The sequence below is a fragment of the Hymenobacter aerilatus genome (assembly GCF_022921095.1).
In the GTDB taxonomy this organism is placed as follows: Bacteria; Bacteroidota; Bacteroidia; order Cytophagales; family Hymenobacteraceae; genus Hymenobacter; species Hymenobacter aerilatus.
In genome coordinates, this window is sequence record NZ_CP095053.1 from 1,030,787 (window position 1) to 1,050,992 (window position 20,206).

At 59.4% G+C, this 20,206-nt stretch carries 14 protein-coding genes; 9 read left to right on the forward strand and 5 right to left on the reverse strand.

Annotated features, from left to right (window positions below):
* Window positions 1–6 precede the first annotated feature (6 nt).
* Window positions 7–444 carry a response regulator gene (locus tag MUN82_RS04425; protein WP_245095303.1) on the reverse strand — a complete coding sequence of 146 codons (438 nt, stop codon included), beginning with the start codon at window positions 442–444 and terminating at the stop codon, window positions 7–9.
* Between the two features lie 194 nt (window positions 445–638).
* On the opposite strand from MUN82_RS04425, the gene MUN82_RS04430 reads away from it, so the two are divergent.
* Entirely contained in the window at window positions 639–1,472 is an 834-nt protein-coding gene (locus MUN82_RS04430) for a TIGR03915 family putative DNA repair protein (RefSeq protein WP_245095304.1), read from the forward strand.
* Between the two features lie 215 nt (window positions 1,473–1,687).
* Window positions 1,688–2,539: a dTDP-4-dehydrorhamnose reductase gene (gene rfbD / locus MUN82_RS04435; RefSeq protein WP_245095305.1), complete on the forward strand. Its 852-nt coding sequence runs from the start codon at window positions 1,688–1,690 to the stop codon at window positions 2,537–2,539.
* A 217-nt stretch (window positions 2,540–2,756) separates the two neighbouring features.
* Here rfbD and MUN82_RS04440 read toward each other — a convergent pair whose 3' ends face one another.
* Complete coding sequence (locus tag MUN82_RS04440) at window positions 2,757–3,224, reverse strand: VOC family protein (RefSeq protein ID WP_245095306.1); 468 nt, start codon at window positions 3,222–3,224, stop codon at window positions 2,757–2,759.
* 285 nt (window positions 3,225–3,509) lie between these two features.
* Between MUN82_RS04440 and MUN82_RS04445 the strand changes: the two genes are divergently transcribed.
* The 7 genes from MUN82_RS04445 to MUN82_RS04475 all read left to right on the forward strand — a co-directional run bounded on the left by MUN82_RS04445 (window position 3,510) and on the right by MUN82_RS04475 (window position 14,376).
* Window positions 3,510–6,869 carry an efflux RND transporter permease subunit gene (locus MUN82_RS04445; protein ID WP_245095307.1) on the forward strand — a complete coding sequence of 1,120 codons (3,360 nt, stop codon included), beginning with the start codon at window positions 3,510–3,512 and terminating at the stop codon, window positions 6,867–6,869.
* A 173-nt stretch (window positions 6,870–7,042) separates the two neighbouring features.
* Complete coding sequence (locus MUN82_RS04450) at window positions 7,043–8,389, forward strand: efflux RND transporter periplasmic adaptor subunit (protein ID WP_245095308.1); 1,347 nt, start codon at window positions 7,043–7,045, stop codon at window positions 8,387–8,389.
* Between the two features lie 208 nt (window positions 8,390–8,597).
* Window positions 8,598–10,070, forward strand: a complete 1,473-nt coding sequence (locus tag MUN82_RS04455; RefSeq protein ID WP_245095309.1) for an efflux transporter outer membrane subunit — start codon at window positions 8,598–8,600, stop codon at window positions 10,068–10,070.
* A 260-nt stretch (window positions 10,071–10,330) separates the two neighbouring features.
* Window positions 10,331–12,883: an excinuclease ABC subunit UvrA gene (gene uvrA, locus MUN82_RS04460; RefSeq protein WP_245095310.1), complete on the forward strand. Its 2,553-nt coding sequence runs from the start codon at window positions 10,331–10,333 to the stop codon at window positions 12,881–12,883.
* A gap of 176 nt (window positions 12,884–13,059) precedes the next feature.
* Window positions 13,060–13,599: a YfiT family bacillithiol transferase gene (locus tag MUN82_RS04465; RefSeq protein ID WP_245095311.1), complete on the forward strand. Its 540-nt coding sequence runs from the start codon at window positions 13,060–13,062 to the stop codon at window positions 13,597–13,599.
* A gap of 98 nt (window positions 13,600–13,697) precedes the next feature.
* Entirely contained in the window at window positions 13,698–14,003 is a 306-nt protein-coding gene (locus tag MUN82_RS04470; RefSeq protein ID WP_245095312.1) for a hypothetical protein, read from the forward strand.
* Between the two features lies 1 nt (window position 14,004).
* Entirely contained in the window at window positions 14,005–14,376 is a 372-nt protein-coding gene (locus tag MUN82_RS04475; protein ID WP_245095313.1) for a hypothetical protein, read from the forward strand.
* A gap of 182 nt (window positions 14,377–14,558) precedes the next feature.
* On the opposite strand, the gene MUN82_RS22405 is transcribed toward MUN82_RS04475, so the two are convergent.
* The 3 genes from MUN82_RS22405 to MUN82_RS04490 form a co-directional block, all read right to left on the reverse strand.
* Entirely contained in the window at window positions 14,559–14,930 is a 372-nt protein-coding gene (locus tag MUN82_RS22405) for a type IV toxin-antitoxin system AbiEi family antitoxin (RefSeq protein WP_375374091.1), read from the reverse strand.
* Window positions 14,931–15,706: 776 nt separating this feature from the next.
* Window positions 15,707–17,158: a beta-helix domain-containing protein gene (locus tag MUN82_RS04485; RefSeq protein ID WP_245095315.1), complete on the reverse strand. Its 1,452-nt coding sequence runs from the start codon at window positions 17,156–17,158 to the stop codon at window positions 15,707–15,709.
* 75 nt (window positions 17,159–17,233) lie between these two features.
* Entirely contained in the window at window positions 17,234–20,098 is a 2,865-nt protein-coding gene (locus MUN82_RS04490; RefSeq protein WP_245095316.1) for a TonB-dependent receptor, read from the reverse strand.
* Window positions 20,099–20,206: the final 108 nt, after the last annotated feature.

The window sequence follows — 20,206 nt, forward strand, 5'->3', positions numbered from 1 at the left end:
ATGCAATTAGGCGCGGTGCGTGCCGCTGGGTAGGCTGTATTGGAAGTGCGTTTGCAGCACCGTATCGATTTTCTCGCGGGTAAGGGGCTTGCTCAGAAAATCAGCCACGTGCAGCTGTTGGGCGCGCGCCACCTCATGCGGCTGCAACGAGTTGGTAAGCATCACAATCACGAGCGCCTGCTGCTGGGCCGGCGGAAGCTGCTGGTACGCTTGCAAAAACTCGAAACCATTCATCACCGGCATATTCACGTCGAGTAGCACCAAAGCAGGGTAGGCTTCGTGCGCGTCAGGCTGCTGGTGCTGCTGCAAAAGCGTGAAAGCTTCCTGGCCATTTTGGGCCACCAGCAGCTGGTCGGCCACTGCCAGGTTTTCCAACAGATGCTGATTCAGGAAGTTGTTCACCGGGTCGTCGTCGACCAATAAAATGCACGGTAGTTTTTCCACAAAGGCAAAAGTAGCTTGTCGGGAGAAAATCTTGAAAGTAGCTGAGCAGGCAAGAGTACCAGTTGGCTGCGCAGAATACAAAATAATACGCATACGTAGCGCCGAATAGTTGCGTGAATACGTTCTAAGTCAATAAGCGTCAAGTGGCTGACGAGCCGGCCACATCACGCCAAACAGCATTTTACGGTATTGTTATGATTGCAAATCAGGCGGCAAACGGGCTGGATTACGTCTACGATGGGTCGTTTGATGGCCTGCTGACGGTGGTGCTGGAAATGTACGAGCGCAAAGCGGTGCCCAACAGTGTGCAGCCTGCCGGGGGTGTGCAGGGGGGACTATTTACGGCTGCCGTGCACATCGACACCAGCGAGGAAAAAGCTACGCGAGTGTGGCAGGGCCTGCTGAAATACATGAACGAAGACGCCCGCCGCCGGCTCTACCACACGTTCCTGTCGGAAAGGCCCGACCGGGAGCTGCTGATCTGCCGCTTCGTGCAGCAGGCCGTGGCGGCGCGGGGTAGGGTAGACGTATCCGAGAATCTGGCCGACGATACTGTGCGCCTCATTGCCCACATCAGCCAGCAGCTGGGTAGGGAAAAGCACCGGATGGAAGCCTTTGTGCGCTTCGAGAAAACCCAAGACGAACTGTTTCACGCCACCATCGAGCCGGATTTCGATGTGCTGCCGCTGATTGCGCCCCACTTCACCAAACGCTACGCCGACCAGCGCTGGCTGATCTTCGACCGGCGCCGCGGCTACGGTCTCTACTACGACCTGCACCGCACCGACATTGTGCAGTTTGAGGCGCCTACTCCCCAGCGCCGCACCGACGTGTCGGCCACGATGCTCGACGAGCGGGAACCGCTGTTTCGGCTGCTCTGGCAAACCTACTTCGACCACGCCAACATTCCGGAACGCCGTAACCTGAAGCTGCACCGCCGCCACGTGCCGCTGCGCTACTGGCGCTACCTCAGCGAGAAGCAACCCCGCGAAACTCGTTTCACGCCCATTGACAATAAGCGCCGCTAAATAGAACGATGGCGCGGGGCTGCGCCCCGTCTCTACTTTTGGCAGGCCTCTGGCCTGCACTCGTCTGCGCTACTTGTGCGAAAGGCTCAGGCCAGAGGCTTGCCAAAAGTAGACACGGGGCATAGCCCCGCACCATCTATGTTGCCTGAAACTTCTAATTTGCGGGCCATTCCGCCGCTGGCGGCGACACAGCTTAATGTAGCGCTATTGATTTTATGGGAACGACTCTCGTTTTTGGTGCCTCCGGTCAGCTGGGGCAATGCTTGCAACACGTGGCACAGGAGCGCGGCCTCACGGGTATTGTATTCCTACCCGAAGAGCAGGCTGATATCCTGGATTTAGGAAAGCTACAGGCTGTTTTTGCTGAGCACCAGCCCGCCTACTGCATCAACTGCGCCGCCTATACGGCCGTGGATAAAGCTGAGGACGAAGTAGCTATAGCCCGCCGCGTGAACCGCGACGGCGCCGAAAACCTGGCCCGCCTGTGTGCGCAACACGGCACCACGCTGCTGCACGTTTCCACCGATTTCGTGTTTGCCGGCACCGGCAACGTGCCGCTGGATGAAACCGATCTGGCCGAACCCATCAGCATCTACGGCCTCACCAAGCTGGAAGGCGAGCAGGCCATTGCCGCTTGTACGGAGCGGTATTTCATTCTGCGCACCAGCTGGTTGTACTCGGAGTATGCCAATAACTTTGTGAAAACTATGCTGAAGCTGGGCCGCGAGCGGGACGAATTGCGCATCATCTGGGACCAGGCCGGTACCCCTACCTACGCCATCGACTTGGCCGGCTGCTTGCTTACCATCATCGAGCAGCAAAACCAGGAGTATGGCATCTACCACTACAGCAACGAGGGCCTGACCTCCTGGTATGATTTCGCCGTGGCTATCTTCGAGCTAGGCAAGGTAGAGGTGCGTGCCCTACCCATCCGCACCGCCGAGTATCCTACCAAAGCTACTCGCCCCGCCTACTCCGTGATGGACAAAAGCAAAGTGAAAAAGGCCTTGAACATCAGCATCCCGCACTGGCGCGAGAGCTTGCAGACGTGCATGGAGCGGTTGTAGAACTGTAGGGTGGCAGAAGCTTGCGCGCCGTTCTGGTGGGCGCCTCACCCCCCGGCCCCCTCTCCGAAAAAGGAGAGGGGGAGCCAAAAGAAAATCATATATGAATGTCGTTCAACGAGCATTCAATACCCAAAAATCAATACTTTATCGTCTGGCTCCCCTCTCCTTTTTCGGAGAGGGGGCCGGGGGGTGAGGCGAACCGCTAGAACAATCCCTCTTAAAACCTGTCGTCGTTCACTTCCACCCAAAAGCCATCGGGGTCTCGCAGGTAGACTTGCTTGATGCCGTCGGGGCGGGGGGTGGTTTGGTTGGCCTCGCCGGTCCAGCTGCCGTAGGGAATGTGGAGCTGCGTGAGGCGAGCGGCAAAAGCATCTAGGTCCTTGACGTGAAACGCCAAGTGGGCGTTCTTGTCGTGGTCGATAACGGCGGTGGCGCCTTGGATCAGGTGGAGCTGGGCGTGGGGGCCGAGGCGCAGCCACACGTGCTTGCCGTCGTGGAAGGGCTCGGGTATTTCAGGCAGCTGCATCACGTCTTTGTAGAACGCAACGCTTTTAGGTAGGTCGTATACATACACCGCTATGTGGTTGATAGTGGGCGTGTTGCGGCTAGCGGTGCAGCCACTGCTGAGGGTAGCGACTGCAAGGCTCAGGCCGCAGCCGAGGCGCACGAGGGTAGGAAGGGGCATACCAGAGAAAAGGATAGGGTGGGAAATGGCACCGTGGAATAGCAGTGCGTTGTAGAGACACAATAGCTTGTGTCTCGTTGCCGAACGGCTCACCATGGCTTGATTTAAATCAGCAACAACGAGACACAAAATCCTGTGCCTTTACTGCAAAACCTTTCTAAACATACGCAATTGCAGTTTCCCCAAGGCTGCGTGAATACAAGGCGCACGGTGCAACCATCGGCCCGGCCGGCGGTTCTTTAGCCGATCATCGGGCGCTGGCGCCTGCGAAAACCTGCGTGTGGTATGTGGATAGTTCGACTGGCGCTGGCGCGCCCCTACACCTTTGTGGTGATGGCCCTACTGATTTTGCTGGGCGGCATCATGACCATTCGCACCATGGCGGTGGACATCTTCCCGGAGGTGAATATCCCGGTGGTAGGTGTGGTCTGGACGTATTCGGGCATGAGCCCCGAGGAAATGAACCGCCGCGTACTGGTCATCAACCAGCGGGCCTACACCACCACTGTCAACAACATTGAGCACATGGAGTCCCAGTCCCTGAAGGGGGTAGGGATTATCAAGGTATTCTTCCAGCCCGGCTCCGACCCCGCGGCTGGCGTGGCCCAGCTCACGGCCATCTGCCAAACCTTGCTGCGCATTATGCCGCCCGGCATCACGCCGCCCAACATCATCCGCTACTCGGCCTCCAACGTGCCGATTGCACAGGCCAGCTTGTCGTCGGAAACGCTGGGCGAGTCGGACCTCTACGACGCCAACAACTCGTTTATCCGGCCGGGTTTGGCCATTGTGAAAGGCGCCTCGCTGCTCCTACCCAACGGCGGCAAGCCCAAGCAGGTGATGGTAGACCTCGACCCCGTGGCCCTGGCCGGGAAAGGACTGTCGGCCAATGATGTCGTGACGGCCATTACCTCCCAGAACATCATCCTACCCGCTGGCACTGCCAAAATGGGCACCCGCGAGTACGACGTGCGCCTGAACAGCAGCCCCGAGGCCGTGGCCGCCCTCAACGACCTACCCATCCGGCAGGTAAACGGCGCCACGGTGTACGTGCGCGACGTGGCCTTTGTGCACGAGGGCGCGGCCGTGCAGCAGAACATTGTGCGCCAAAACGGACGCCGCACGGCCTTTGTGCCCATCATGAAAAGCGGTGGCGCCAGCACCCTCGACGTGATTGAGGGCATCAAGGAAGCCCTACCCAACGTGTTGGCCAACGCTCCCGAAGGCCTCGACTTAAAACTGCTATTCGACCAGTCGTTTTTTGTGCGCGCCAGCATCAAGGGCGTGGTGGTGGAAGCGTGTATTGCCGCTTGCCTTACCGGCCTCATGATTTTGCTGTTCTTGGGCTCGTGGCGCTCTACCCTCATCATTGCGCTTAGCATTCCACTGTCGATTCTGGTGAGCATCATCGTGATGAAGCTGCTGGGGCAGACGCTAAATATTATGACGCTGAGCGGCCTATCGTTGGCCGTGGGGATGCTGGTGGACGATGCCACGGTGGAAATCGAGAACATTCACCGCAACATGGGCTTGCGCAAGGGCCTGAAACGCTCCATTCTCGACGGGGCCCAGCAGATTGCTACCCCCGCGCTGGTGGCTACCCTGTCCATCTGCATTGTGTTTGTGCCGGTGTTTTTCCTGGCGGGTGTGGCGTCCTACATCTTCACGCCGCTGGCCCTGGCCGTGATATTTGCCATGCTGGCCTCCTACCTGCTCTCGCGCACGCTGGTGCCTACCATGGTGCAGTTTCTGCTGCGCAAAGAACTCCCGATTTATCATGCCGAAGGCGGCACCCACCTGCCCACCGAATCGGTGCGCAACCACCAGCCCGTGAGCGAGGCCGAAGCCCGCCTCGACCAGCTCCGCCGCGAGCAAGCCGAGTGGGAGCACCCCAGCGGCACGGCCGAGGAAGAAGCCGAAGAGCCCATCACCGAAGCCGAACGCAAGGCTGCGAAAAGTATTGAGGAAAGCTGGGTGTGGCGCCTGCACAAAGGCTTCGACCACCGTTTCGAGAAGTTTCGGGGGCACTACCGCGACGCCCTAGATTGGGCCCTAGACAACCGCCGGGCGGTGGTTCTGTGCTTTGTGGTGCTGTTTGTGGGGTCGGGCTGTCTGTACCCGCTTATTGGCGAAAACTTTTTCCCGAAAGTAGACGCGGGCGAGCTGCGCCTGCACGTACGCGCCCCCACCGGCACGCGCCTGGAGGAAACGGAGCGCCGTTTTGCGCAAGTGGAGCAGATTATCCGCTCGGTGATTCCGAAAGACGAGCTGGAGCTGATTCTCGATAACATTGGCCTACCCGTGGTGCCCCTAAACTTATTGATGAGCGACAACCCCGTGATTGGGGCCGGCGACGGCGAGATCCTGGTGTCGATGAAGGAGGAGCACGGCCCCACGGCCGAGTACATCCGCGAAATCCGGCGCCGCATCAACAAAGAGCAGCCCGACCTAACGGTGTTTTTCCAACCGGCCGACATCGTGAACCAGACCCTGAACTTTGGCCTACCCGCGCCCATCGATATTCAGGTGACGGGCAAAAACGTAGAGGAAAATCAGAAGATTGCCGCCAAAATTAAGGCCGAAATGAGCCGGGTGCCGGGCGTGGTGGATGCCTTCGTGTACCAGGCTTTCGACTTGCCCCAACTGCGCCTCGATGTAGACCGCGTGCGTGCCCAGCAGGCCGGCCTGGCCCAGCGCGACATTGCCAACAACGTGCTAGTGAACCTGTCGTCGAGCACCCAAACCACGCCCAACCAGTGGCTGAACCCCCAAAACGGCGTGAACTACACGGTGGCCGTGCAAACGCCGCCGCGGGATTTATCATCGCTGGACGCCCTGAATACCATCGGTGTGACGGGTGCCAGCCAGCCTAACCCGCAGCTGCTGAGCAGCTTTGCGACCAACCGCCGCACCGCCACCTCGGCCCTGGCCTCTGACTACAACATCCAGCGGGTGGTAGATGTGTACGCCAGCGTGGAGGGCCGCGACCTGGGCAGCGTGAATGCTGACATGACCAAAATCCTGGACAAATACCGCCAAAACCTACCCAAGGGCACCACCATCACAGTGCGCGGACAGGTAGACAGCATGCGCACTTCATTTATTGGGCTCGGCATTGGGCTGATTGGGGCTATTTTGCTGGTGTACTTGCTGATGGTGGTAAACTTCCAGTCGTGGCTCGATCCATTCATCATCATTATGGCCTTGCCGGGGGCGTTGTCGGGCATTCTGTGGATGCTGTTTGTGACGCAAACCACCTTCTCCGTACCTTCCCTAATGGGCGCCATTATGTGCATCGGGGTAGCCACGGCCAATAGTATTCTGTTGGTGACCTTCGCCAACGAGCGGCGCGAGGAAGACCCCGACCTCTCGCCCCGCGACGCGGCCCTGGATGCCGGCTTCACCCGCCTGCGCCCCGTGCTGATGACGGCTTTGGCCATGATTATCGGCTTGCTACCCATGTCGTTGGGCATGGGCGAGGGCGGCGAGCAGAACGCCCCGCTAGGCCGCGCCGTGATTGGCGGTCTGTTGCTGGCCACGGTCACTACCCTGTTTTTCGTCCCGATTATGTTCAGCTACCTCAAGAAAAAACAACTGAACGCGGAGGCTGAAGTAGAGGCCGAGCAGCAACAGGTAGCCGCTTAATAGAATGCTCACGTTCATCTATACTACTCCGTCTGGCACCCCCTCTCCCTTTTCGGAGAGGGGGCTGGGGGGTGAGGCGAACCGCCAGAACGAAGCGTAGTAAACGACCTAAGAGTCTCATCCCCGCAATCTTTCCAACCACGCGCCCTACCTTTCGCGCTTCAGCCTACCGTATGGCTACTCCCCCTGAAGAACAACCTGATTTCATCACCGACGATGCCAATGCTCATCTCTCCAGTGAGGAGCGGGCACGGCGCAAGCACGCCCACTTTGGCGAAAATCAGGTAGACCACCGCCCCGCCGCTGTGCCCCCGGCCGAAGCGCCACCTGCCCGGCCGCGCAGTCGGCGCACATTCTGGATTGTGGTACTGGTAGCTGTAGCGCTGTTTGCGGTGCTGCTGCTGATTGGGTTACTACCCCGCCTCAAGCAGAATAATGAGCGCAAAGAAGAAGCTCAAAGCGAGGACAACGCCACGCCTGCCGTGAGCGTGCTGCCCGCCGAAGAAGCCCCCGACACCATCCGGCTGGACCTACCCGCCGACACGCGCTCCAACCGCGAAACCTACCTGTTTGCCCGCACCAACGGCTTCGTGCAGGTCTGGTACACCGATATTGGTACCAAGGTGAAGCGCGGCCAGCTGTTGGCCCTCATTGCCACGCCCGAGCTGGATCAGCAGATTGCCCAAGCCCGCGCCAACCTCACGCTGGCCCAGAGCAACTACCGTCGCCTCACGGGCATTAGCATGCCCGGGGCCATCTCCAAGCAGGAGCTGGACCAAGCCAAGGCCCAGTTTGCCGCCGAGCAAGCCGTAGTGAACGGGTTGCTGGCCCAGCAGGGCTTTCGGCGGGTGGTAGCGCCGTTCAACGGTCTTGTCACGCAACGCAACGTGGAGGTAGGGTCGTTGGTGTCGGCGAGCAATGCGGCGGGTAGTCAATTGTTTAAGGTAGAGCAAACTGATACGCTCCGCGCCTTCGTGAACGTGCCGCAGAACTACGCCACCGCCATTCGGCCGGGCCTTGTCACCCAGCTTATCGTGCCGGAGTTTCCGAACCGCACCTTCGCCGGCCGCGTGGCCCGCGACGCCGGTGCTCTGAGCGAGGGCACGCGCACGTTGGAAACCATTGTGAAAATCCCGAACCGCCAGCAGCAGTTGCGGCCGGGCATCTTTGCACAAGTGCGCTTCGAACTGCCGCGCACTGCGCCTAGCGTACTCATCTCGGCCAATACGCTGGTGCCAGGCGGCACCCAGCCCCGTGTGGTCGTTATTCAAGACAAGAAAGTGCACTACCAGGACATCACCCCCGGCCGCGACTTTGGCGCGCAGGTAGAAGTGATTGGCGGTCTGAAAGGCGGAGAACTGCTGGTAGTAAACCCCGCCGAAACGCTAACGGAAGGCGAAACCGTGGCGGCCCGCCTTGCTAAAGTGGAAAAGAAAGCGTCGGCGCCTACCCAGCCCGCCGCCCCCGAGCGTCTCTACGACCCCAACCGACCCATCGTGTCGTCGCCGGCTGGGAAGTAGGGTAGGGGGCAGTTAGCAGCTATATAAAAAGTCTGTCATCCTGAGCGAAGCGAAGGACCTTATGCCCGCAGAACGAGTCGTTGTTATGATAGTCGTTCACGCGTGAGAAGGTCCTTCGCTGCGCTCAGGATGACAGATGAAAAAAAGACGCTCAGAGCAGCTTCTGAAACAGCTCAGAGCTGATAGTCAACCAGTAGCATTCACCTGCATGAGTTTTTCGTTGCGATATTATTCTCTCTCAATACTGATGCTGAGCGCGTTGCTGGTTGGTTGCGTGCGCGCCCCGCAGTACCAGCCCCCTAGCGTGACGGCTCCCACAACCTGGAAAAACAGCACCGATACCACCTTTGCCGCGCCCCAAAACAACCCGCCACCCGCCACCGCAGCCGCAGCGGCCGAGCTACCCCAGCAGCCGGCCGTGCCAGCGTGGTGGAGTATTTTTCAGGACGATGAGCTGGCGCGTCTGGAGCAGCAGGTGCTGGCCGCCAACTACAGCCTAAAGGCCGCCGTGGTGCGCGTGGAGCAGGCCCGCGCCAACGTAACGCTGGTTAACTCGTACCGCTCGCCGGTGGTGGCCCTCAATCCGCAGGCTTTCCGGCAGCGGCTGTCGGCCTACCGGCCACTGCCCATTGTGAGCCCCAATGGTCCCCAGGCCATCACGCAAACGCAGTTCTACTTGCCACTTAATGTGAGCTACGAGGTAGATGTATGGGGCCGTCTGCGCCGCAACGTGCAGGCTGCTGAGGCCGACCGGCAAGCCGCCGAGGAAGACCTGCGCACCGTGCAACTCTCGCTCACGGCCGATGCTGCCAGCTACTACTTCGATCTGCGCGGCCTCGATGCCGAGTTGCTAGTACTGGACAGTGCCCGCCAAGCCCGCGTGGAAAGCCTGCAACTCACCCAGGCCCGCAACCAGGCTGGCGTCGACAACGAAATTGCCGTGCGCCGCGCCGAAACCGAGCTGGCTAACGTGGACGCGGGCATTGTGGAAGTGCGCCGCCAGCGGGCAGGTCTGGAAGCGGCGCTGGCGACGCTGGCTGGGCAGCCCGCCAGTCAATTTGCGCTGCTGGCCCGCCCCGGCCAGCTGTCGATTCCGCGGGTGCCGGCCGCTGTGCCTGCCTCCCTGCTGGCCCGTCGCCCCGATTTGCGTCGCACCGAGCGCCAACTGGCTGCCCTCAACGCCCGCGCCGACGCTGCCCGCCTGGCCCGCCTACCCACCGTGCAGCTCTCCGGATTGGTAGGCCCTCTCGCCTCAGGCCTGGGCGACCTGCCCAAGGTAACGGACAGCTATACCTACTACGCCGGCGGTGGCGTTTCCATCCCGATTTTCAACGGCGGGCGCCTGCGGGCCACCCAGCAGATTGCCGAGCGCCAGTACGACGAGCAGGCCGCGCAGTACCGCCAAACGGCGCTGGTGGCGTTTCAGGAGGTGGAAACCTCGCTGGCCAACGTACAGCAGAGCGCGGCCCAACTGGTAGTACAGCAGCGCGCCCTGCGCTCGGCCCGGCTAGCGGGCCTGCTCACCAAGGAGCGCTACCGTGCCGGCCTCACCAGCTACTTTGAGGTAGTAGACGCCGACCGCCAAACCTTAGACGCCGCCCGACTGGTGGTGCAAAACCAAGCCAACGAACTAAGCTTCACCGTGCAGTTAATCCGGGCGCTGGGCGGTGGCTGGGAGTAGGGGAGAGTAGAACGGATGGCGCGGGGCTGTGCCCCGTGCCGATTAGTGGCAGGCCTCTGGCCTGCGCTGCCAGAACAAGCTTTGGTATGCTTCCCTAAATGGACTTACCCAAACTTTCCGAATGGCGCGGACGATTGCAGGCCAGAGGCCTGCCACTAGTCGGCACGGGGCACAGCCCCGCGCCATCCCTATTCCTATCTACTACATAACCCCAGGCCCGCGGAAACAGTAAGGGTAGGGCATCACCTACCCCTCCGCCCATGCCTACCCCCACTTCGCCTATTCTTCCCAATTTCTCAGGTTTCGTGCAGGTGCGCGGGGCGCGGGAGCACAACCTGCGCCACGTAGATGTGGATATTCCGCGCGATGCGTTGGTGGTGTTTACGGGCGTGTCGGGGTCAGGGAAGTCGTCGCTGGCGTTTGGAACGTTGTACGCTGAGGCGCAGCGGCGCTACTTGGAATCGGTGTCGCCGTATGCGCGGCGGCTGTTTCATCAGATGGCCGTGCCCGCCGTCGATTCTATTGATGGACTGCCGCCAGCGGTGGCCTTGCAGCAGCAGCGCGGCACGCCCACTACGCGTTCCTCGGTAGGGTCCGTCACGACGCTTTCCAACCTGGTACGGATGCTCTACTCGCGGGCCGGCAACTATCCGACGGGGCAGGGCATTGTGTACGCCGAGGGCTTTTCGGCCAACACACCCGAGGGCGCGTGCCCTACCTGCCACGGCCTGGGCCGCATCTACGAGGCCACCGAAGATACCATGGTGCCCGACCCCTCGCTCACCATTCGGGAGCGGGCTATTGCGGCCTGGCCTACAGCCTGGGGCGGGCAGAATCAGCGGGATATCCTGGTGTCGATGGGCTACGACGTGGACCGGCCCTGGCGCGAGCTGCCCCAGAAAGACCGCGACTGGATTCTGTTTACCGACGAGCAACCGGTGGTGCCCGTGTACCCCGGCTACACGCCTGAGCAAACCCAGCGGGCCATCCGGCGCAAAGAAGAACCCAACTACATGGGCACCTTCACCAGCGCCCGACGGCACGTATTTCATTCCTTCGCCAACACCCAAAGCGCTCAAATGAAGAAGCGGGCCTTGCAGTTTATGCGTGGCACCGAATGCCCTACCTGCCACGGCAAGCGCCTGCGGCGGGAGGCTCTGGCCGTCACATTTGCCGGGCTGGACATTGCCGATTTCTCGGCCCTACCCCTGCAACGGGTAGCTGCCCTGCTGCAACCCTACGCCGAAGGTACCGCCCCCGGCCGCGCCGCCCAGGATGCCGCTCATCCTGAGCAGGCCGTAGTGGCCCAGCGCATCACGCAGGACCTAGTAGCGCGCCTGCGTGTGCTGCTCGATCTGGGGCTGGGCTACCTATCGCTGGAGCGCAGCACGCCTACCCTGTCGCCGGGGGAGCTGCAACGGCTGCGGCTAGCTACGCAGCTGTATTCTAATCTGTTTGGGGTGGTGTATGTGCTCGATGAGCCTTCTGCCGGCCTGCATCCCGCCGATACAGAAGCGCTATTGGCGGCGCTGGCTAGCTTGAAAAGCGCCGGTAACTCGCTGTTCGTCGTCGAGCATAACTTGGACGTAATCCGACAGGCTGACTGGTTGGTGGACGTGGGACCGGCTGCCGGCGAGAAGGGCGGGCAGGTGCTGTACAGTGGCCCGCCCGCTGGTCTGGCTGATGTAGCGGCTTCTCAAACCCGTCAGTTTCTGTTTGCCGATGAGGCCGCCGCGCCCCCCCCTACGCCGCGCTCGGCACAAGGCTGGCTGCGGCTGGCAGGCGTCACACGCAATAACTTGCGTGGGCTGGACGTGGCGTTTCCGCTGGGCGTGTTCACCACCGTCACGGGCGTGTCGGGGTCGGGCAAGTCGAGTTTGGTGAGCCAGGCACTGGTAGAGTTGGTAGGGGCGGCGCTGGGTCAGGCCCTACCCACGGCCGAGGAAGAAGGCGACCTGCTGGAAACCGACGAGCCAACGAGTAGCGGCGGGCACATCACGGAGGGCATGGAACACATCAACCGCTTGGTGCGCGTCGATCAGAAGCCCATCGGGCGCACGCCGCGCTCCAACATGGCTACCTACACCGGTTTGTTCGACCATGTGCGGAAGCTATTTGCTGCTACCCCCGCTGCCCGCAAGCGCCGCTACGACGCCGGCCGTTTCTCCTTCAACGTGCCCAAAGGCCGCTGCGAGAACTGCCACGGCGAGGGCTTCGTGATGGTAGAGCTACTATTTTTACCCAGCGTGTACTCGCCCTGCCCCGTGTGCCATGGCACCCGCTACAACGCCCAAACGCTTGAAATCCAGTACAAAGACAAGAATATTGCCGAGGTGCTGAACCTGACCGTAGACGACGCCTGGACTTTCTTTGACGAGGAACCCACCGTGCAGCGCGCCCTCACGGTGCTGCGCGAGGTAGGGCTAGGCTACCTACGCCTCGGTCAGCCTGCCACCGAGCTATCGGGCGGCGAGGCCCAACGCATTAAGCTCGCCACGGAATTACAACGCCCGCCCCGCGGCCATTCGCTTTACGTGCTGGATGAACCCACTACCGGCCTGCACCCCGCTGACGTGGAGCGCCTGCTGACGCAACTGCACGCCCTGGTGGCGGCCGGTAATACGGTGGTGGTAGTGGAACACACCATGCGCGTGGCCGCTGCCTCCGACTGGGTGCTGGACATTGGCCCTGACGCCGGCGACGAGGGCGGCCAGCTGGTGGCTGCCGGCACGCCCGCCGAGGTAGCGAAGGCACGGGAAAGCAAGACGGCTCCCTACCTGCAGCGGGCGTTAAAGCGGCCTTCGGAGAAATAGAAAATGAAAAAAGAACGTCATGCTGAGCTTGTCGAAGCGGCAGAGAAGCTTCGACAAGCTCAGCATGACAGGAGAATTTTAACGTCCATAGCTTAGACCTCACGCTTGTATCGGTTCAGCGTAACAGCCGCAAGCGGCTTAAGTCAACTTTGCGACTGATGGCGTGTTTAGAAGTTATGGAAACTACTCCGCTTGACCTGCAATACCCCATCGGCCGCGCGCCCGCCCGCCCCGAAGCACCCCTCACGCCTGCTGAGCGTGCCACCTATATCGAGCAGATTGCCGCCCTGCCGGCCCAACTCACAGCCGCAGCCCGACAGGCGGGTGGCGTGCGCCTGGAGCAACCCTACCGTCCCGGTGGCTGGACGGGCCGGCAGGTGATTCATCACGTGGCTGACGTGCACCTGAACTTCTACCTGCGCTACCGCCTAGCACTCACCGAAGACAACCCCACCATCAAACCTTTCGACCTGAACGCCTGGGCTGAGCTGCCCGACGTGGCGGCCACACCCATTACGGTGTCGTTGGCGCTACTGGAGGCGTTGCACACGCGTTGGGTTACGCTGTTGTGGCACCTCACGGAGGAGCAGTGGCAGCGCACGTTTTACCATCCTGCCTACGATATTACCTACACGCTCGACCAAGCTCTGGTGCAGTATAGCTGGCATGGGCGGCACCATTTGGCCCATGTAGAACTGCTGAGCCGGGAGGGGTAGGGCACCCGTGAGTAAGCGGGTTCTAGAGGTGTAGCATCTTGGCAACGTGGGCAATTGCTATAACACAAGCGCCTGCGGCACGCGTATGTATGGAGTATATGACTGATACTTCCTCTTCTTCCTTCACTAAGAAATGCCCACACTGCCAAGAATGGTCGGCGTGGAACCAACGCCCCAACGACCGGTGCGAACATTGCGGTGAATTTCTGGATCCGCGGGCGCAAAAACGGCTGGAGGAGCAGCAGCAAAAAGCCAAGCAGCCCGACCAACCAACCTTCTTCGAAATACAACCCGACGACAACGTGGTGGTGCGGTTTTTCAAGCGTATGGGCCGGGTAGGGCAAGTGGTGTTCGGGGCTATTCTGGCATTTTTTATTGCGGTTGTCACCTTCGCGGCGGGCTAGGGTGGGGCTGCGGTCCGGCCCGCGCCGTCTTCTGCTGATGGGCGGGGTGTTGCTCTATGCGGTGCTATACCTCAATCGCCACATATGGCATTACCCACTGCCGTCCTGGCTATCTTCCCACGGCGCCGACCTGCTGGCTATGCCCATTCTGCTGAGCCTCACGCTAGCCGTACAGCGTCGCCTGTTTCCGCAGTTCCGTAAGCTAGTACTCCCCGATTCGTGGCTGTTGGGCGCTTGGCTGGCTGTATCGGTGTGGTTTGAGGGTGTGCTGCCCTATTTTTCCGCCGTAGCTGTAGGTGACCCATTGGATGTGGCCGCCTATGGGGTAGGTACCTTGGCCTTCCGGCGCTGGTTCAACTGGGCTGAGCAGTAAAATGGTGAAGTGGTGAGTTTGTGAAGCGTACAATAAACGCGTGTCATCCTGAGCTTGCGAAGGACCTTATGCCCGTAGAACGAGTCGTTGTTACGATAATCGTTCACACGTGAGAAGGTCCTTCGCAAGCTCAGGATGACACGCGTTTATTGTACGCTTCACAAACTCACCACTTCACCATCTCACAACTCAACGCACGACTTGACATCCTGGGCTAGTGCGGCGGCGCGGGGGGTAGCAGCGGCCAGTAGGTCGGCGTAGACGACCAGCGGCGGGGCGCATTGTTCAAGGTCGGGGGAGAGCGGTAGAAAATACGGATTGAGCAGCTCTACTGGGCCCCGCTGGCAAGGCACTAGCTGGAGCTGATGTGCCAGCTGCGCGCGGGGTAGGGTGCTGTAGAGCATGAGCAGGGGCGGCGGAGCAGCTGCAAGGCCTAGTAACCGCTGCGCAGCCGCTTCGCCGCTCCAAACGCAGCCCGCGGGTAGGGGATAGGGCCAAGTGGGCGGGGCAGCTGTCAGCCACCGGTAGCGCTGCGGATTCAGGCGGTTACGCAGGGTAGTGGCGTAGTGCTCTACCCAGTGCTCTATCACTGCCGGGCGTAGGGCTGCCCACTCGGCTGGCTCAGCCGACCACAGCGCGTGCCCGGCCAGGTAGGCCAGCGTGCGCACCACTACCGAGGGCGAAAAGCGGGTAGCCTTGGCAATTTCCCGGACCGGACAAGCCACCAGTGCCGGCGTGCGCAGCAGCAGAAACACCAGGCGCATCCCAGCCACGTTCAGCCGGGTAGGAGCGGGGGGCGTGGGACCCGGCCCAGCTGGTTGATTGCCGCGCAAGGCTACCAATAGCCCCGCCGCGTGCCGCAGCCAGGCATTGCCGGCGGCATCGGCGTAGCAGATGCCCCGTGTCCGCAGATGGGTGCGGGCCTGTTGGGAGATGCGCTCGGCCACCACCAGCAGTGGTGGCCCCGAATGCGTGAGACGGTCTAGGGCAGTATTCCAAGCAGTTTCGGCTACCAGGGGGAGGGCCACCACGTTGAACTGGGCGCTGGCCCCCAACTGCCAAATCTGCTGGGCTGCCCCAGTTGCCGGCCCCGCACTGATGCGGACGGCCAGTGCCTGCTGTAGCCCCAGCCGGACCTGCTCCAGCAAGACAGATGCGGAAAATAAAGCTGACAAAATACGCGTGCAACCGGCGCTACGCAGCCGGCATAAGAATAAGTAGAACGAAGGAAAGGAAGGTCGAGAAAGCCCCAAACAACAAGACCGGAGCTGGTAGCCAGCCCCGGTCTTGCGTATGCGTCGGCGCGGCAGAAGCCGTGCGATGAGCAGGGTTAGTACGTCGTGTTCTGCGGATCGAAGTTGGTCCAGCCTTGCAGCCAGTTATCGGAACCGTTGAAGGCGCCGCGGTAGGTTACCTTTTCGAAGAAGCTGTCGGCAGCTTTGCCCGTAAACACGGCCCCTGTCAGCAGCGAAGAAGAGCTAGATAGCAGGAAGTTAGGTGCCGTCAGGTTGAAGTTGTTAGTGTTCAAACCCAGCGTGCCCAGGTTGGCCTGCGTTACTACCGCGTTGTTCTTGCCCGTGCCATTAAACCAGGTTTGTACGTCGGCGTCGGTGAAGGCACCCGTGCCGGTGTTGGCGGCGGCGCGTATTGGCGTGTTCATGTTAGCCAGCGTTACGCCAGCTATTTGCATACCATTGTTTTGTACGTTGGCCCATGTAGTAGTACCATCTAAGCGTAAACCTTCGGGGTAACCTACAAATACTGAGTTGAATACACTGAGAGACGTATTACGACGCAGGTGCATAGCCGACTGATACGGGCCACTACCTGACAAGGTGCCGACAGGTGGTGCACCTCCCGTTACGAAGATGCTGACGTTGCTGAATACAGGGGCCGTGAGGGGTAGGCCATTATTCTCGGTTGGGGCGCCCGTAGCAGGCGTGCCAGGATTGTAGTTGTCCGATTCAAAACCGTTGGAACTCGATTGGTCAGCATACTGTGGGTCACGCAGCGATACGGCGTATTGAATCTTACCGGTAAAGCCTAGGTCGGTATCGAAGTCATCATCCCAGCCGCGATGCGCAACCAAGTGCTTAGCATTTACGGTGCCGCCAAACCATTCGAAGGAGTCATCCCCGCAGTAGGATACCTGTACGTAGTCGATAGTAGTACCCGAGCCTACTCCATATAATGTCAGCCCGTTGATTTCGCTATTCGGCTCTGATGTGAGTGGTACCCCAGCAAACTCAATGCGCACGTATCGTATAATACCCGAGTTATCCGTAGGATTCGTACCGCCAAAGGCCCCGCCCTGTGGTCCTGACGTTATTCCACCCTCCATCTTCGTAGCCTCAAGCGGTCGGTTGATGGGAGCTTCTCCTGCTATTATGAGCCCTCCCCAGTCGCCGTAGTTGCGGGTGCCTGGCGCTTGTGACGACGTAAATACAATAGGCCGTTCTTTGGTGCCCTCAGCCCGAATGATTGCGCCTCTTTCAATAATCAGAGCCCCCTTGTTAGTACGGTCGCCCATAATAACTGTACCGGGTTCAATTTCTAACGTCACACCACGCGTTACATAAACAGGGCCTTGTAGAATGTATTTTTCGCTGGCTACCAGCTTGCGATTGGCCGTGATATTACCTTGTAGTATTACTCGTCCTTGGGCATCGGTAGGACCGGAAGGATTTACCGCAGCGGTGTCATTGTCGTCGTTGCAACTTGTTGTGGCAGTGGCAGCACCAGCCAGCATCAGCATCAACAGAAGGCGAGGAATGCGTTTCATAAAAAGAAAAAGGTGAAAGATGGTATGCAAAAAGTAGAGGATGGCTTTATACCGTGTATGCTGGCCTAAGGAGTTTTAGAAGCTGTAGGTCAGCCCCAGGGTACCGTAGGAACCACGACGGAACACGCGCACGTCCAAGTCGTTGCTGTCGATACGGGCATTACGATTTACGTCCTGCACCAGGCGCACACGCTGGTTAAATATGTCTTGGTAGGCGGCGCGCAACTCCCAGTTTTTGCGAATTCGCTGAGTTACTACCAGATCGAGTACGTTGCGCGGTGCCTCATACACATTGGGCACTAGATCGTTACCCACAGCAAAGATTCGGGGACCCGCCACATTATAGAGCAAGCTAATTTGCGTACCCCGTTCTTCGTCGGTATAGTAGGCGTTCAGGTTAATTAGGTAGGGAGATTGGTTTTGTAGTGCCCGGTCTCGTTGCGACTCATCCGGCGTCGCCTCCGTTACGCTACCGCTCTGCGTTGGCAGTAGAATACGCTCACCCAAATTGATGCGGCTGTAGAGATAGGAGGCGTTGCCGACAAACGATAAGCGTTGCAGGAACAGCGACTCCGTGAGGCCTACCAGCGACTTGCGCACTTCGGCTTCCACGCCATAGGTGATTGCTTCCTTCGAGTTAGTGAAGGCGTAGTTCAAAGAAGTAGGGCCCCCAGCGGTTTGCAACAGGTACGATTCAATGGCGTTGTTGAAATGCTTGTAGAAGGCACCTACCGTAATTTGTTCATTGGTCGAAGGGTATAGCTCCCATCGCAGGTCAACGTTCTGAATAGTAGCCGTTTTCAGAGCAGTGTTGCCTAGGTTTACCGAATTTAGATTGAAGTCGTAGAAGATAAATGGTGCCAATTCCCGGAACTCGGGTCGGTTGATGGTAGAAGCATAAGCGGCTCGTACCAAGGACTTATCATTCAGGTTGTAAGTCAGGTTTAGCGAAGGCAGCGGGCTGAACAGCTTCTGACCGCCGGTAACCGAAGGGCCGGTGTAGAGAAAGCCATTCAAGCGCTGGTCGTTGTACTCGCCCCGGAAGCCGGCCGTACCTATGAACTTGCCCAGCGGCAGCGTAAGGCTAGCGTAGGCAGCCGCCAACGTGTTGCTAGCCGTGTAGCGGTTGTCGGGGGTAGTACCCTCTTCCAACGAAAGGCCACCGGTATTGCCAGTCACGTTTGCGGGGGCAAACACCTCGCCCACAGGTAATGTGCGGCTGTTATTCGTGGCAGGGCCTATACCTTGGTAGCCAAAGAAGCGGGCCGTAAAATCCCGGTCTTTACGCTCAGCATAGAAGCCGGCTTTCAGCTTAAACTTGCTCTCGTTCTTTACTGAGTCCAGCAGACCCAAGGCGTGCGTCAGGTCGCCGGTAAGGGTTACTACCCGCTCATTGAGGTTTGAGAAGTAACGGCCTGCATCTGTCAGAACTGGGTTAACAGGGATAGCAACTGAGTAAGGCACCGATTGTTCGCTGGAGCCAGCATTAGCCAGCGGACGGGTGTAGCGCACCCGACGCCAGTCGGGCTCTTTGCGCAAGGTATAGGAGAAGCCGCTCGCCCAGCCAATTTTGGTACGGTAGTTAGCTAGCTCGTGTTGGCCTACTAACTGCCCCGAATAGATGCTGCGACTCTCAAAACGCTGAGAGTAAGAGCGCTCATCTGTAGAAGAAGGATTATTTGCTCCTTCGCGGACTACCGTTTCAGAAGTACCTAATTGGTTAAATAGGTTTTTGAATTCAAGGGTATTACGGGCATTTAGGCGCAGCCAGAAGTTTTGTACTACCCCTACACGCACCTCACTATCGTACAAATTGTCGCGGTAGTCGGTGGCTAGAACGTTATTATTTCCTACCTCATAAGTTCTCAGCGAAACATCGGCTTGCTGATGGTAGTTGGCGTAGTTGATGCTGGTGAGGGTACCGGCTTGTTTCTCGCCCAGCTCAAAGCGCCGGCCCATGTTAAACGACATGCGCAGGTCGGGAGCAACGGTTTTCGACTGTAGACCCCAGGTGTTGGGGAGTTGGTTTGCCAGTTCAGCCCGCTGCTGGTTGCTGTAGTTTTCTCTTACCAACCCCCGGAAGCCCGGCCAGCTATTCGGAATAGCCCGGTCTCCGTCGCCGAAGCCAATAAAGTCCAGTTTGCCCCGTTGGGTCTGCTGCACCGATTTGCCCGTAGTACCAGCGCGGTAGCCGCCCAGCACGCTTAGGTTGGTGAAGTTTTCCTCCGGTGCCCGTTTGGTGTATACTTTGATGACCCCACCGGCAAAGTCGCCGGGCAGCTCCGCCGAGCCCGATTTGTAGATCAGCATGCGGTCAATCACGCTGCTGGGAATCATATCAAAGGAGAAAGCGCGCGTGTCAACTTCCGAGCTGGGCGTGAGCACATCGTTTAGCATCACCGCATTGTAGCGCTGCGTAAGGCCGCGCACCAAGATGAAGCGGTTGTCGGCAATAGACACGCCCGGCACACGCCGCGCTACCTGGGCAGCGTCGCGGTCCTGCGACTTCACAATCTGCTCGGCCGATACACCCACTGCTACCAGCTGGGCATTGCGCACCTCCGAAATAACGGCTACTTCGGTGTTGGTGCGGCGTTGAGCCGTCACGACCACCTCGCCCAGCGACTGCGAAGAGCTGCTGAGGGCCGTATTCACCACCACCACTTTGCCAGGCGCCACGGTTAGACCCGGAATAGTTTTCTTCTCGTACGAAACCGAGCTAACGGCCAGCGAGTAAGTGCCTTCCGGTACGTTGCTTACCGTGAAGCCCCCATCCAAGTCCGTAGAGGCACCCAAGGAAGTGCCCACAACACCCACGCTGGCCCCAATCAGAGGCTCTTGTGTGGTAGCATCTTTCACGGTACCCCGAATAGTACCGGTTTGAGCAAAGGCCGTGAGGCTGCTCAGCAGAAAAAATAGTAGAGTAAGAGGGTGCCGCATAGGTTTGATTTATGCTGCAAAGCTCCTCCGGCTACATTGCCCTAGTTTGTCCCGATTGTTAAGTGATTGTTATAGAATATTGGGCTATGTGAAGCCTGTATTATCTGC

Excerpts from the sequence above, each read along its gene's own strand:
- uvrA (WP_245095310.1), top strand. The coding sequence starts at position 10,331 with ATGCCTACCCCCACTTCGCCTATTCTTCCCAATTTCTCAGGTTTCGTG.
- MUN82_RS04450 (WP_245095308.1), top strand. The coding sequence starts at position 7,043 with ATGGCTACTCCCCCTGAAGAACAACCTGATTTCATCACCGACGATGCC.
- MUN82_RS04440 (WP_245095306.1), bottom strand. The coding sequence starts at position 3,224 with ATGCCCCTTCCTACCCTCGTGCGCCTCGGCTGCGGCCTGAGCCTTGCA.
- MUN82_RS04470 (WP_245095312.1), top strand. The coding sequence starts at position 13,698 with ATGACTGATACTTCCTCTTCTTCCTTCACTAAGAAATGCCCACACTGC.
- MUN82_RS04430 (WP_245095304.1), top strand. The coding sequence starts at position 639 with ATGATTGCAAATCAGGCGGCAAACGGGCTGGATTACGTCTACGATGGG.
- MUN82_RS04490 (WP_245095316.1), bottom strand. The coding sequence starts at position 20,098 with ATGCGGCACCCTCTTACTCTACTATTTTTTCTGCTGAGCAGCCTCACG.
- MUN82_RS04455 (WP_245095309.1), top strand. The coding sequence starts at position 8,598 with ATGAGTTTTTCGTTGCGATATTATTCTCTCTCAATACTGATGCTGAGC.
- rfbD (WP_245095305.1), top strand. The coding sequence starts at position 1,688 with ATGGGAACGACTCTCGTTTTTGGTGCCTCCGGTCAGCTGGGGCAATGC.
- MUN82_RS04445 (WP_245095307.1), top strand. The coding sequence starts at position 3,510 with ATGTGGATAGTTCGACTGGCGCTGGCGCGCCCCTACACCTTTGTGGTG.
- MUN82_RS04485 (WP_245095315.1), bottom strand. The coding sequence starts at position 17,158 with ATGAAACGCATTCCTCGCCTTCTGTTGATGCTGATGCTGGCTGGTGCT.
- MUN82_RS04465 (WP_245095311.1), top strand. The coding sequence starts at position 13,060 with ATGGAAACTACTCCGCTTGACCTGCAATACCCCATCGGCCGCGCGCCC.